The sequence below is a fragment of the Cupriavidus sp. C2SS-8b genome, from assembly GCF_057073745.1.
The window spans coordinates 2,174,403-2,186,249 of record NZ_CP172716.1 but is presented as its reverse complement, the minus strand read 5'-3'; the positions used below and the strand labels follow the sequence as shown (position 1 = coordinate 2,186,249).

11 protein-coding genes and 1 tRNA gene are annotated in these 11,847 nt (G+C 64.7%); 5 read left to right on the top strand and 7 right to left on the bottom strand.

Features of this window, described 5'->3' with window-relative positions:
• Nucleotides 1–31 precede the first annotated feature (31 nt).
• Entirely contained in the window at nucleotides 32–595 is a 564-nt protein-coding gene (locus ACIGJB_RS10100) for a phosphoribosyltransferase (protein ID WP_483729725.1), read from the top strand.
• Between the two features lie 49 nt (nucleotides 596–644).
• On the opposite strand, the gene ACIGJB_RS10095 is transcribed toward ACIGJB_RS10100, so the two are convergent.
• The 3 genes from ACIGJB_RS10095 to ACIGJB_RS10085 form a co-directional block, all read right to left on the bottom strand.
• On the bottom strand, nucleotides 645–1,256 hold the full coding sequence (locus tag ACIGJB_RS10095) for an NAD(P)-dependent oxidoreductase (protein ID WP_483729724.1): 612 nt from the start codon (nucleotides 1,254–1,256) through the stop codon (nucleotides 645–647).
• A gap of 104 nt (nucleotides 1,257–1,360) precedes the next feature.
• Nucleotides 1,361–1,795: an Rrf2 family transcriptional regulator gene (locus ACIGJB_RS10090; protein WP_483729723.1), complete on the bottom strand. Its 435-nt coding sequence runs from the start codon at nucleotides 1,793–1,795 to the stop codon at nucleotides 1,361–1,363.
• 324 nt (nucleotides 1,796–2,119) lie between these two features.
• A tRNA-Leu gene (locus ACIGJB_RS10085) sits at nucleotides 2,120–2,206 on the bottom strand.
• Between the two features lie 70 nt (nucleotides 2,207–2,276).
• Between ACIGJB_RS10085 and rnr the strand changes: the two genes are divergently transcribed.
• Both rnr and rlmB read left to right on the top strand, forming a co-directional pair.
• Nucleotides 2,277–4,865 carry a ribonuclease R gene (rnr, locus tag ACIGJB_RS10080; RefSeq protein WP_483729722.1) on the top strand — a complete coding sequence of 863 codons (2,589 nt, stop codon included), beginning with the start codon at nucleotides 2,277–2,279 and terminating at the stop codon, nucleotides 4,863–4,865.
• Nucleotides 4,866–4,958: 93 nt separating this feature from the next.
• On the top strand, nucleotides 4,959–5,699 hold the full coding sequence (gene rlmB / locus ACIGJB_RS10075) for a 23S rRNA (guanosine(2251)-2'-O)-methyltransferase RlmB (RefSeq protein ID WP_483729721.1): 741 nt from the start codon (nucleotides 4,959–4,961) through the stop codon (nucleotides 5,697–5,699).
• Nucleotides 5,700–5,776: 77 nt separating this feature from the next.
• Here the strand turns inward: rlmB and hmpA are convergent, their stop codons facing one another.
• Nucleotides 5,777–6,988 (bottom strand): NO-inducible flavohemoprotein, encoded by a 1,212-nt coding sequence (gene hmpA, locus ACIGJB_RS10070; protein WP_483729720.1) that lies wholly within the window; start codon nucleotides 6,986–6,988, stop codon nucleotides 5,777–5,779.
• A gap of 316 nt (nucleotides 6,989–7,304) precedes the next feature.
• On the opposite strand from hmpA, the gene ACIGJB_RS10065 reads away from it, so the two are divergent.
• Nucleotides 7,305–8,087, top strand: a complete 783-nt coding sequence (locus ACIGJB_RS10065; protein WP_483729719.1) for an SIR2 family NAD-dependent protein deacylase — start codon at nucleotides 7,305–7,307, stop codon at nucleotides 8,085–8,087.
• A 17-nt stretch (nucleotides 8,088–8,104) separates the two neighbouring features.
• On the opposite strand, the gene tal is transcribed toward ACIGJB_RS10065, so the two are convergent.
• Nucleotides 8,105–9,061, bottom strand: a complete 957-nt coding sequence (gene tal / locus ACIGJB_RS10060; RefSeq protein ID WP_483729718.1) for a transaldolase — start codon at nucleotides 9,059–9,061, stop codon at nucleotides 8,105–8,107.
• Between the two features lie 159 nt (nucleotides 9,062–9,220).
• On the opposite strand from tal, the gene rpiA reads away from it, so the two are divergent.
• The gene (rpiA, locus tag ACIGJB_RS10055; RefSeq protein ID WP_483729717.1) at nucleotides 9,221–9,907 is read left to right on the top strand and encodes a ribose-5-phosphate isomerase RpiA; all 687 of its coding nucleotides are present in this window, start codon (nucleotides 9,221–9,223) and stop codon (nucleotides 9,905–9,907) included.
• A 75-nt stretch (nucleotides 9,908–9,982) separates the two neighbouring features.
• Here rpiA and ACIGJB_RS10050 read toward each other — a convergent pair whose 3' ends face one another.
• Together ACIGJB_RS10050 and argA are read right to left on the bottom strand one after the other, a co-directional pair.
• A complete protein-coding gene (locus ACIGJB_RS10050; RefSeq protein ID WP_483708448.1) occupies nucleotides 9,983–10,255 on the bottom strand; it encodes an oxidative damage protection protein in 273 nt (90 codons plus the stop codon).
• 158 nt (nucleotides 10,256–10,413) lie between these two features.
• Complete coding sequence (gene argA, locus ACIGJB_RS10045) at nucleotides 10,414–11,847, bottom strand: amino-acid N-acetyltransferase (RefSeq protein WP_483729716.1); 1,434 nt, start codon at nucleotides 11,845–11,847, stop codon at nucleotides 10,414–10,416.

Genomic DNA, 11,847 nt, shown 5'->3' with positions numbered 1-11,847 from the left:
TCAACCGACCAGAAGAACAAGCGAGTCAATCATGAATCAGCCAACAAACGACGATGAGAACCTGTGGGTATCCTGGGATGAGTACCATCGCCTGATCGCGCGTCTGTCGCTGAACGTGCACGAGTCGGGCTGGAAGTTCGACAAGATCCTGTGCCTGGCGCGCGGTGGCCTGCGCGTGGGCGACCAGATGTCGCGCATCTTCGATGTGCCGCTGGCCATCCTGGCAACCAGCAGCTACCGCGAGGCTGCGGGCACCCTGCAAGGCGATCTCGATATCGCGCAGTACATCACCATGACGCGCGGCGAGCTCAGCGGCAAGATCCTGCTGGTGGACGATCTGGTCGATTCAGGGGTAACCCTGGAGCGTGTGGGGCGGCATCTGAAAGAGCGCTATCCCGCCGTGACGGAAGTCCGTTCCGCGGTGCTCTGGTACAAGGACTGCTCCAAGGTCAAGCCGGACTACCACGTGACCTTCCTGCCGTCGAACCCCTGGATCCACCAGCCGTTCGAGGAATACGACACGCTGCGCCCGCATAACCTTGCGGCCTGGCTCAAGCGCGGCAAGCGCGCGCCGGAAGACGGCGCGCAAGGCTGACGCTGTCGTGGAATAGGCGGCCCCGCCCACGGGCCGCACAGGTCAGACTTCAGTAGCCGACCGTGAAACGCTGGCGCGGATGCGCCGGCTTTTCGATCTCGTCGAGCATCGCGATCGCGTAGTCTTCCATCGTGATCCAGCTCTTGCCGGCAGCATCTGCCAGCAACGCATCCTGGCCTGCACGGTATTTGCCGGTGCGCTCGCCTGGCTCGAACAGGGCCGATGGCGACAGGAAGGTCCAGTCAAGATCCGATTTTCCGCGCAAGGCATCGAGGAAGTCGCGGCCGGCCAGCGCCTCGCCTTTGTATGCCGCCGGGAATCCCGGTGTATCCACGAGTTGCGTGCCAGGCGCGATGAACAGGCTGCCGGCGCCGCCAACCACGAGCAGGCGCGAGACGCCGGCTGCCTTGAGGGGACCGATGACCTGCGGTGCCTTCAGTTGCTCGAACCGTGCTGTGCTGATGGCCACATCGTGGCCAGCCAGGGCGGCCGCCAAAGCGTGGCTGTCCGTTGCGTCGACATCGCGTGTGACCAGGCCTTTGCGGGCGGGCAGGCGGCTGGCCGTGCGGGCCAGGGCGGTGACGCGATGGCCACGGCGCAGGGCTTCGTCGATCAGGCGGGTTCCCACGCGGCCGGTGGCGCCGATGATGGCAATGTTCATGTTTGCTCCTTCTTTATCAGGGTAAAGGTCGGTCAGGTAAATGCCGCGTCGTGCGTAGCGGCTCTGATATGAAACTGATGTGGTTACACATCAGGGCAAAAAAATCAGCGCTTGCGGCGCCGGGCGGCATGCTCGACATCGGCGAGCATGCCGGCAATGGTGATCTCCGCCAGGGCATTGTCCATGGCGGACTGGGCACGGTCCGCGACCAGCCGAAGGGCGCCGGTGATTTCCCTGCCTACCATGCAGGCCGGATTCGGGGCGCTCTGGTGCAGGGCGATCAATGCAGTGGTTTCGACCGCCCGGAACACGTCCAGCAAGGTAATGCGTTCAGCCGGGCACGCCAGCGACGAGCCGCCGGTGCTGCCCATGGTGCTGGTGACAAGTCCGGCTTCGGCCAGTTGCCCGATCAGCCGCCGGATCAGCGCCGGATTGGTCCCGACGCTGCCGGCGATCAGCGATGACGGCAGTGGCTCGCTGGCGCTGGCCAGCAAGGTCAGGATATGGACGGCGACGGCGAACCGGCTGCTTGTGCTCATGGTGGAATATCAATATGCAACCATCATAGTTACAGATGCGCTGGCCTGTCAATCGGTCAGATGTGTCGCTTCGTGTTAGTGTGCGGCGACGTGGCCGCTGTGGCGATTTGTGTCGGAAGGGTGGCAGGAGAATGCCGGAATCGCCACTGAAACTGATACACTCGCCTGCAGTGCAGTCATTTGGCTGCTGCAGATCAATTAATGGAATGAGGTCGAATCAGGCCGCGAATCGAGGAGTGCAAGTTGCCGGATCAGATGTGCAAGGCGAGGGCGGAAAACAAAAAACCCGCAGGCTTTAAAGGCGCTGCGGGTTTCTCGCTGATCTGGTGCCCAGGAGAGGACTCGAACCTCCACAGTGTTGCCACCGCTAGGACCTGAACCTAGTGCGTCTACCAATTCCGCCACCTGGGCAGGTGTCGAAACAACCGAAGCGCTCATTATAGAGAGCGCGGAAATTTTGTCAAATAGTTTTCACAAAAAATTGAATCAAAACAACTATCCGATCCCTAGCCGGGAAGAAATCCTTGGCGTACTGAGAACCTCGGGGTCGCCCCAGTCGGCCGGCGATATTGCCAAGGCCCTGTCCGTCACGCGCAAGGAGCATGACGGATTCCAGAAACGCCTGGCCGCGATGGAACGCGACGGGCAGATCGAGCTGAACCGCAAGGGCCGCTATGAACTGGCCCATCAACCGAATTTCGTCACCGGACGCGTGCAGGGGCACCGCGACGGTTTTGGCTTCCTGATCCGCGACGACGGCGAGGACGACATCTTCCTGCCGGAACGCGAACTGCAGAAGGCCATGCACAACGACCGAGCCCAGGTGCGCGTGGTCGGCTACGACCGCCGCGGCCGTCCGGAAGGGCAGATCGTGGAGATCATCGAGCGCGCCAATCGCTACGTGATCGGCCGCCTGCTCAGTGAGGGTGGCGTGCTGGTGGTGGCGCCCGAGGACAAGCGCATCAGCCAGGACATCCTGATTCCGCCGAAGGCGCAGGGCAAGGCGCGGGTGGGGCAGGTGGTCAGCGTCGAGCTGATCGAATATCCGGACCGCTATGTGCAGCCAGTCGGACGCGTAGTGGAAGTGCTGGGCGAAATCGACGATCCCGGCATGGAGATCGAAATCGCCGTGCGCAAGTACGGCGTGCCGCATGCTTTTTCGGACGCGGCGGCCAAGGAAGCCTCGGCGCTGCCCGATGAAGTGCGGCAGGCCGACCTGGATCACCGCATCGACCTGCGCGATGTGGCGCTCGTCACGATCGATGGCGAAGACGCGCGCGACTTTGACGATGCCGTCTACTGCGAGCCGGTGAAGATCGGCCGCACCAAGGGCTGGCGCCTGATCGTTGCCATTGCCGACGTATCGCACTACGTGCGGCCCGGTACGCCGCTGGATGCCGATGCGCTCGACCGTGCCACCTCGGTGTATTTCCCGCGCCGGGTGATCCCGATGCTGCCGGAAAAGCTGTCCAACGGCCTGTGCTCGCTCAACCCCCAGGTGGACCGCCTGTGCATGGTGTGCGATGCGGTGATTACCGCCAAGGGGGAACTGAAGGGCTATCAGTTCTATCCTGCCGTGATGCATTCGAAGGCACGGCTAACCTACAACGAGGTCTGGTCGATCCTGTCGAATACCAAGGGGCCGGAGGCGCACAAGCGCGCCGACCTCGTGCCTTACCTGCAGAACCTGTACGAGCTGTTCCAGGTTCTGCTCAAGGCGCGGCGTGCGCGCGGCGCGATCGACTTCGATACCACCGAGACGTATATCGTCTGCAACGCGCAGGGCAAGATCGAGCAGATCCTGCCGCGCACGCGCAACGACGCACACCGGCTGATCGAAGAATGCATGCTGACGGCCAACGTGTGCGCGGCCGATTTCCTCGAACGTTTCAAGCACCCCGCGCTGTATCGGATCCACGCGGGCCCGAGCGAGGAAAAGCTGAAGAACCTGCGCGAGTTCCTGAAGACCTCGGGCCTGTCGCTCGGTGGGGGCGACAAGCCGCAGGCGTCCGATTACGCCGAGGTGATGGACAAGATCAAGTCGCGGCCCGACGCGCCGATGCTGCAGACCATGCTGCTGCGCTCGATGCAGCAGGCGGTCTACAGCCCGGACAATATCGGCCACTTCGGCCTGGCCTACGAGGCCTACGCGCACTTCACCAGCCCGATCCGACGCTATCCGGACCTGCTGGTGCACCGCGCGATCAAGGCGATCCTGGCGCATACCAAGTACCAGCCGGCGTTCGCGCACGGCACCGAGTTCAATACCGCGGTGTCCCCCAAGGCGCGGCGCCTGCAGGCCAAGGACGCCGAGCAGAAGGCAGAGCTGACCGCGGCGCGTGCGCGGCGCAATGAAGCCATCTGGGACGAACTCGGGTTGCATTGCTCGGCCAACGAGCGCCGCGCCGACGAGGCGTCGCGCGATGTTGAAGCCTGGCTCAAGTGCTACTTCATGCGCGACAAGCTGGGCAGCGACTTCGCCGGCACCATCAGCGCGGTGACGTCGTTCGGCATCTTCGTGCAGCTCGACGAGTTGTACGTGGAGGGCCTGGTGCACGTCACCGAACTCGGCAGCGACTACTTCCAGTACGACGAAGCACGCAACGAACTGCGTGGCGAGCGTACCGGCATCCGTTATCGCCTGACCGACCGCGTGCGCGTGCAGGTGTCGCGCGTGGATCTCGACGCGCGCAAGATCGACTTCCGCCTGGTGCAGGAGCCGTCGGCCAAGACCCTGCGCGCGCGCGCCGGCGTGGCCGAGCCGCCGCGCGTGCCGGCTGCGCACGCGGTACCGGCCCGCAAGAAGGGGCGGCAACTGGCGGCCCTGCTGGGCGGGACCTCCAAGCCGGAGGAGTCGTTCGACGAGACGCTGGATCGCGTGATCGAAGAGCAGCCGGTGTTCGAGGCGGTGATCACGCCGCTGCCGCCGCACATCAAGACCGGTGGCAAGCCGGCCAAGCGTGCCGCCAAGCCCAAGCCGGGCCATCTGGAGAAGCCGCGCAAGCCGGGTTCGAAGACGCACGCCGCAAAGGCCGCGGGCAAGACTGCTCGCCCGCCTCGCAAGCGTTGATCGGGGGCTGTCCGGGGCGCCGCGGTAATAGCGTTCCCGGACAGCGCGCAGGAAGCGTGCTGGCGGGCCGGGCAGGGCGGGTACAATCGCGCCATGGCTAAACAAAAACTTCTGATCGGCTTTCACGCCGTGACCGCGCGCTTGCGCCAGGACGCCAAGGGCGTCACCGATGTCTATGTCGAGGCTTCTCGCCGCGACCGCCGCATGCAGGACTTTATCCGCCTGGCCGAAGGCTTGGGCGTGCGCCTGCACCCCGTCGATGCCGAGCGCCTGCGCGGCATGGCCGGCACTGATCGCCACCAGGGCGTGGTGGCGCGCGCCGAAGACGTGTCGCTGGCGCTGAATCTCGACGAACTGCTGGATGGCATTGAAGGCACGCCGCTGCTGCTGGTGCTCGATGGCGTGACTGATCCTCATAACCTCGGCGCCTGCCTGCGCGTGGCGGACGGCGCCGGTGCGCACGCCGTGATCGCGCCCAAGGACCGCAGCGTCGGGCTGAACACCACGGTGGCGAAGGTCGCCAGCGGCGCGGCCGAGACGGTGCCCTATATCACCGTGACCAATCTCGCCCGCACGCTGCGCGAACTGCAGGAGCGTGGCATCTGGGTGGTCGGCACCGCCGATGGCACTGACAAGACACTTTACGATGTGGACCTGAAGGGCCCAATGGCCATCGTCATGGGCGCCGAAGGCGAGGGCATGCGCCGCCTCACGCGCGAGACCTGCGACGAATTGGTCGGCATCCCGATGCTGGGCGGCGTCGAAAGCCTCAATGTGTCGGTAGCCAGCGGTGTCTGCCTGTACGAGGCCGTGCGCCAGCGGCGCGTGAAGTAAGCGTCTTCAATACCTGCGCGCCGCGATAACGCGGCGCGTGCCAGGTTGGCAGGTGGCGTCGAGTCCGACGCCCGCCATTATTCTGCAAACAGGTCCGGGCCAAACACCTCGTAGTGGATACGCGCCTCCCGGACGCCCAGATCCTTCAATGCGTCATGCTGGATGCGCATGAACGGAATCGGCCCGCAGATGTAGTAGTCGGCATCGGGCAGCAGGACGGTGTCCTTGATCGACCTGACATCGACAAGCCCCGCGCGATCGTAATCCTTGCCGGCGACATCCTGCGGCAACGGGTCATCGTAGAAAACCATCAGGCTGAAATTGGCATACGTCCGGGCAGCTTCACGCAGCCGGTCGCGCATGGCGTGTACCGCGCTGTTGCGTGCGCCATGGATGAAGACCACCTGGCGCTGCGGGTCCTGTATGGCCCGCTTCAGCATGCTGACCATCGGCGTGAGCCCCACGCCGCCGCTGATCAGGACGATTGGCGTCTTCGCGTTGACGTCGATATGGAAGTTGCCATAGGGCGCCGCCAGCTTGACGGTGTCGCCGACATTGACATGCTCGTGCAGCAGGCTTGAGACGTAGCCGGCCGGTTGCGGGCCGCCGCCTTCGCGCTTCACGGAGATGCGGTAGCTGTGCCCGTTCGGCATGTCCGAGAGGCTGTACTGGCGGATTTGCTGCAGCCCCAGTGCCGGCACGTCGACGGCGATGCTGATGTACTGGCCCGGCTCGAAATTCATCACCGTGCCGCCATCCTCCGGCTCAAGGACGAACGATGTGATCACGCTGCTCTCCGGCGTTTTCTGGCGCACGATAAAGCTGCGCCAGCCCGACCAGCCCCCCAGTTGCGCGGCGGAGCGCTCGTAAAGTTCGGATTCCATGCCCATGAGGACATCGGCGAGGTTGCCGTAGGCCTGGGCCCACGCCGAAATGATGTCGTCGGTCGCTGCGGCGCCAAGGACTTCCTTGATGGCGCCCAGCAGGTGTTCGCCGACGATCGGGTATTGCTCGGCGCGCACGCCCAGGCTCGCGTGCTTGTTGGCGATGTTCTTGAGTACGGCCATCAGGCTGCCGGGGTCCTCGATGTTTTCGGCATAGGCATAGACTGCGCGGGCCAGGGCCTGCTGCTGCTGCCCTTGTTCCTGGTGAGCCATGTTGAAGACGTTCTTCAGTTCCGGATGGGCTTCGAACATGCGCTTGTAAAAGCACTTGATGATGTCGTGGCCGTGTTCAGCCAGCACGGGTGCGGTGGCTTTCACGATGTCCTTCGTCTTCTGCGTCAGCATGATCGGTCTCCTTTTCGGGGGCGCGAGGGCGCCAGAACGGCGCCGGGCGCGACGGCGTCTGGCTCGTCACGTTGCTTGCTGTCCAGTCTAGGAAAGATGTTCGATGAGCGCGGCAGAGGGGTGGCGCGAGGCAGGCCTGGTGGCTGTGCCTTGGTACTGCGAGATGTGTACCGTTCCGGTAAGGGCTAGAATCGGCGTCAAACGTGACGAAATACTCAGTAAAGGTTGCCATGTCAGTGCCCCGCAGTTGTCCCGCAAGCTCAGCCGACGCGTGGAGCCGTGAACCGTTGGACCCGTGGCGCGGAGCGCTGACCGCATGAGCCTTGATCCTCTGATCCCCACGTCGTCTCCATGGCCCGGTCTGCAAGAAGCCCGGGACCTGATCGCCCAGGCGCGCAGCGTGTTCGTGCTGACCGGTGCGGGCATTTCGGCCGAATCGGGCGTGCCGACATTTCGCGATGCGCTGACTGGGCTTTGGGCCCGCTTCGATCCGGAAGAACTGGCCAGCGAGGAAGCCTACCGCCGCCAGCCCGCGCTTGTGTGGGAGTGGTACCAGCACCGGCGCGAACTGGTCGCGGCCGCCCGTCCGAATCCGGCGCACTATGCGCTGGCTGCGCTGGCCGCACAGAAGCCGGTGACGCTGGTTACGCAGAACGTCGACGGCTTGCACCAGCGCGCAGGCAGCGAGCATGTGATCGAGTTGCACGGCAACCTGTTTGCCAACAAATGGCTGAACGGATGCGGACGCTGCGACGAGGCCACCGCCATTCCCGGCGATCCCCCGCGCTGCAGCCTGTGCGGCGCGCTGATGCGGCCCGGTGTGGTCTGGTTCGGCGAGGACCTGCCGCGCGTGGCGCGTTTCCGCGCCGAGCATGCCGCCGAGAGCGCCGATCTGTGTCTGGTGGTGGGGACGTCGGGACTGGTGTATCCGGCGGCCGGGCTGCCAGGCTTGGCGAGGGATCACGGCGCGCGGGTCATCGTGGTGAATCCGCAGCCGTCGGTGTTGGATCAGACCGCCGACGTGGTGCTGCCCGCCGCGGCAGGTGCATGCCTGCCGCTGCTGTGGCCGCCATCCAGCTCCGAGGCGGAGCCGGATTAAGCGACGGGCTTCAGAATTTAGCCAGCGATTTCGGCGACCAGCTTTTCCAGCTTGATCGCGTCCGCTGCAAACTGGCGGATGCCTTCGGCCAGCTTCTCGGTGGCCATGGCATCTTCGTTCAACTGCCAGCGGAACGCGGTCTCGTCCGCAGGAATGCGCGCGATGTTGCCGGCCTGCGCCAGGTCGACCGACAGCTTGCGTTCCACCGTGCCTTCGGTACTGGCCAGTTGCTCGAGCAGGTCGGGACTGATGGTGAGCAGGTCGCTGCCGGCCAGGGCCAGAATCTGCGCGGGGCTGCGGAAGCTCGCGCCCATCACTTCGGTCGAGTAGCCGAACTTCTTGTAGTAGTCGTAGATCTGGCGCACCGAGCGCACGCCGGGATCGTTGTCGCCGGCATTGGCGGCCGCGTCCCACTGGTCGCCGGCCTGCTTCTTGTACCAGTCGAGGATCCGGCCGACAAACGGCGAGATCAACTGCGCGCCGGCCTCGGCACAGGCGACCGCCTGCACCAGCGAGAACAGCAGCGTCATGTTGCAGCGGATGCCTTCGCGCTGCAGGATCTCCGCCGCGCGGATGCCTTCCCAGGTCGATGCAATCTTGATCAGCACGCGCTCGCGCGCCACGCCGCGCTGCTCGTACAGGCGGATCAGGTGGCGCGCTTTCTCGACGGTCGCGTCGGTGTCAAAGGACAAACGGGCATCGACTTCCGTCGACACGCGCCCCGGCACGATCGCGAGGATCTCGCAGCCAAATGCGATGAGCACGCCGTCCATCACGGCATCGACGCCGCCTTCGTCGTGGTAATCGCGCACGGCCTGTTCGAGCAGTCCGCGGTACTCGGGCTTCTGCACGGCCTTGAGGATCAGCGACGGATTGGTGGTGGCGTCCTGGGGGGTGTACTGCTTCATCAACTGGAAGTCGCCGGTATCGGCCACGACCGTGGTGAACTGCTTGAGTTGTTCGAGCTGGTTCATGATCGGTAAGTCGTTGCAGTCGTCATGTTGACACGGAGAGGGCGGCCGTCCGGCCAAGGCCGTGCGTGCCTTCCGGGCCATTGTACCGTCGCGCGCAAGCCGGGCCGCCGCAATCCGCTACACTACGCGTTTTCTTCCCAAAGCCATCTGGCTGTTGTCATGACTCAGGATGAACTCAAGGCGCTGGTGGCGCAAGCCGCGGCCGACTACGTGAAGCAGGAAGTCCCGGAGGGCGCGGTGCTCGGCGTCGGTACCGGTTCCACTGCCAACCTTTTCATTGACGCCGTGGCGGCGTTCAAGGAGCGCTTCGCGGGTGCGGTATCCAGCTCGGAGGCGTCCACGCGCCGGCTGCAGCAGCATGGTTTCAAGGTGCTGGACCTGAACGAAGTCGACGATATCCCGGTTTATGTCGACGGTGCTGACGAAGTCGATGCCAGCGGCGCCATGATCAAGGGCGGCGGTGGCGCGCTGACGCGCGAGAAGATCGTGGCCTCGGTCGCGGGCCGTTTCGTGTGCATCGCGGATGGCAGCAAGCTGGTGCAGACCATGGGCGAGTTCCCGCTGCCCGTCGAAGTGATTCCGATGGCACGTGCTGCCGTGGCACGCCACCTGGCTGCGCTCGGTGGCCAGCCGCGCCTGCGCATGAACAAGGACGGCGGTATCTACACGACTGACAACGGCAATGTGATTCTGGACGTGGCTGGTCTGAAGATTACGGATCCTCGCGGGCTGGAGCAGTCGGTCAACCAGATTCCGGGGGTTGTGACGGTCGGCCTGTTCGCGCTGCGTGGCGCGAACGTGCTGCTGCTGGGCACGGGGGACGGCGTCCAGCGCACCGACTTCTGATCCACTGGCGCTGACGCGCCGATGGCAAAAAGGGGTGCCGCCGGCACCCCTTTTTCATTTCGCTGGTCCGGGTACTCAGGCCGACGGCGGCACGTAGCCCTGAGCCTGGTCTGCGCCTTCGCCGAAGAAGTACTTCTCGGTCTGCTTGAGCAGGTACTGGCGCGCACGGGCGTCAGCCATGTTCAGGCGGTTCTCGTTGATGAGCATGGTCTGGTGCTTGAGCCAGCCGGCCCAGGCTTCCTTCGAGACGCTTTGCCAGATCTTCTTGCCGAGTTCGCCGGGCAGCGGCGGGAGATCGAGCCCTTCGGCTTCCTTGTTCAGCTTGATGCAGTGGACCATGCGGGCCATGGGAACTCCTTCTTGTAGGTTGGCGTGAGCGGGGCGGAACGGCGGTTTCGAGCCAGGAGCCGCGCGCTCGCGATTCTGTATTTCAGTCGACGACCGGTGCGCTATTGTAGCCAAGCAAGGCAGAGGCACCCCCGCCAGGCGGCATTGCCCCTACGGTTCTACAGCTTTTTCATGAGCACCATCGACTTGCGTTGCCAGTTGTAGAGCTTGCGCTTGTCTTCCGGCAGGTCATCTACCGTGGCGTGGACGAAACCGCGCTTGAGGAACCAGTGTTCGGTCCGCGTGGTGAGCACGAACAGGCGCTCGAGGCCCAGCGAGCGAGCGCGCCGTTCGATGCGCTTGAGCAGGCGCTCGCCATCGCCGGTGCCTTGTGCTTCGGACGACACCGTCAGGCAAGCCATCTCGCCCATGTTCTCGCGCGGGTAGTCGTACAGCGCGGCGCATCCGAACAGCACGCCGTCGTGCTCGATCACCGAGAAGTTGGCGATGTCGCGCTCGATCAGGTGCCGGCCGCGCGGGACCAGCGTACCGTCCTGCTCGAGTGGAGCGATCAGCTGCAGGATGCCGCCGACATCGTCGAGCGTGGCTTCACGCAGGCTTTCCAGGTCCGTGTCGGAGATCATGGTGCCGACGCCGTCGTGCAGGAACAGCTCCAGCAGCACCGAGCCGTCCAGCGAATAGGGAATCAGGTGCGCGCGCGGCACGCCGCCCTTGAGTGCCTTGACCAGGTGCTCCAGGTAGAAGCCGACGTCGGGCGTCAGGTGGTTGTTCTGCAGGCGCTCCACGGCGGTGCGCAGCGACATTTCCTTCATCAGCTTGCCGACCGGATCGAGCACGCCGGGCACTTCGGTGATGAAGATAAGCTTGTCGGCCTTCAGCGTGGTGGCCGTGGCGCTGGCCACGTCTTCCATGGACAGGTTGAAGGCCTGCCCCGTCGGCGAGAAACCCAGCGGCGAGAACAGCACGATCTTGCCGTGCGACAGCGACATGCGCACCGATTCGCCATCGATCTTGCGCACCAGGCCGGTGTGCTGGTAATCCACGCCGTTGACGATGCCCACCGGCCGCGCCGTGACGAAGTTGCCCGAGATCACCGACAGCTGGGCGCCCGCCATCGGCGTGTTGGGCAGCCCCTGGCTGAAGGCGGCCTCGATATCCAGGCGCAGTTCACCGGAGGCCTCCTTGGCGCATTCGAGCGCAGCGTTGTCGGTGATGCGCACGCCATCGGCGAACTGGGACTCGACATGGCGCAGCGCCAGCTGTTCTTCCACCTGCGGGCGCGAGCCATGCACCAGCACGATCTGCATGCCCATGGCATGCAGCAGCGCCACGTCGTTGACCAGTGCGTTGAGTACGCCGGCCTTGACCAGTTCGCCATCGAAGGCGATCACGAAGGTCTTGCCGCGGAACGCGTGGATGTAGGGCGCGACGGTGCGCAGCCAGTCGACGAACTGCTGGTGGTCTGGCGCACCGCGCTCGCCGGCTTCGGTCTGGGGCGCGCCCGTGGCGGGCTGCGATTCGGTGGCAGGCTGGGGCTCGGCCGGCTCGGACGGAGCCGGTGCCTGCGGGGGCGTGTCGGTTCTGGCGTTCAT

Bases quoted from the DNA above. Each gene is read 5' to 3' on its own strand.
- ACIGJB_RS10100 (WP_483729725.1), top strand. From the start codon at position 32: ATGAATCAGCCAACAAACGACGATGAGAACCTGTGGGTATCCTGGGAT.
- ACIGJB_RS10095 (WP_483729724.1), bottom strand. From the start codon at position 1,256: ATGAACATTGCCATCATCGGCGCCACCGGCCGCGTGGGAACCCGCCTG.
- ACIGJB_RS10090 (WP_483729723.1), bottom strand. From the start codon at position 1,795: ATGAGCACAAGCAGCCGGTTCGCCGTCGCCGTCCATATCCTGACCTTG.
- rlmB (WP_483729721.1), top strand. From the start codon at position 4,959: ATGGCTAAACAAAAACTTCTGATCGGCTTTCACGCCGTGACCGCGCGC.
- hmpA (WP_483729720.1), bottom strand. From the start codon at position 6,988: ATGCTGACGCAGAAGACGAAGGACATCGTGAAAGCCACCGCACCCGTG.
- ACIGJB_RS10065 (WP_483729719.1), top strand. From the start codon at position 7,305: ATGAGCCTTGATCCTCTGATCCCCACGTCGTCTCCATGGCCCGGTCTG.
- tal (WP_483729718.1), bottom strand. From the start codon at position 9,061: ATGAACCAGCTCGAACAACTCAAGCAGTTCACCACGGTCGTGGCCGAT.
- rpiA (WP_483729717.1), top strand. From the start codon at position 9,221: ATGACTCAGGATGAACTCAAGGCGCTGGTGGCGCAAGCCGCGGCCGAC.
- ACIGJB_RS10050 (WP_483708448.1), bottom strand. From the start codon at position 10,255: ATGGCCCGCATGGTCCACTGCATCAAGCTGAACAAGGAAGCCGAAGGG.
- argA (WP_483729716.1), bottom strand. From the start codon at position 11,847: ATGAACGCCAGAACCGACACGCCCCCGCAGGCACCGGCTCCGTCCGAG.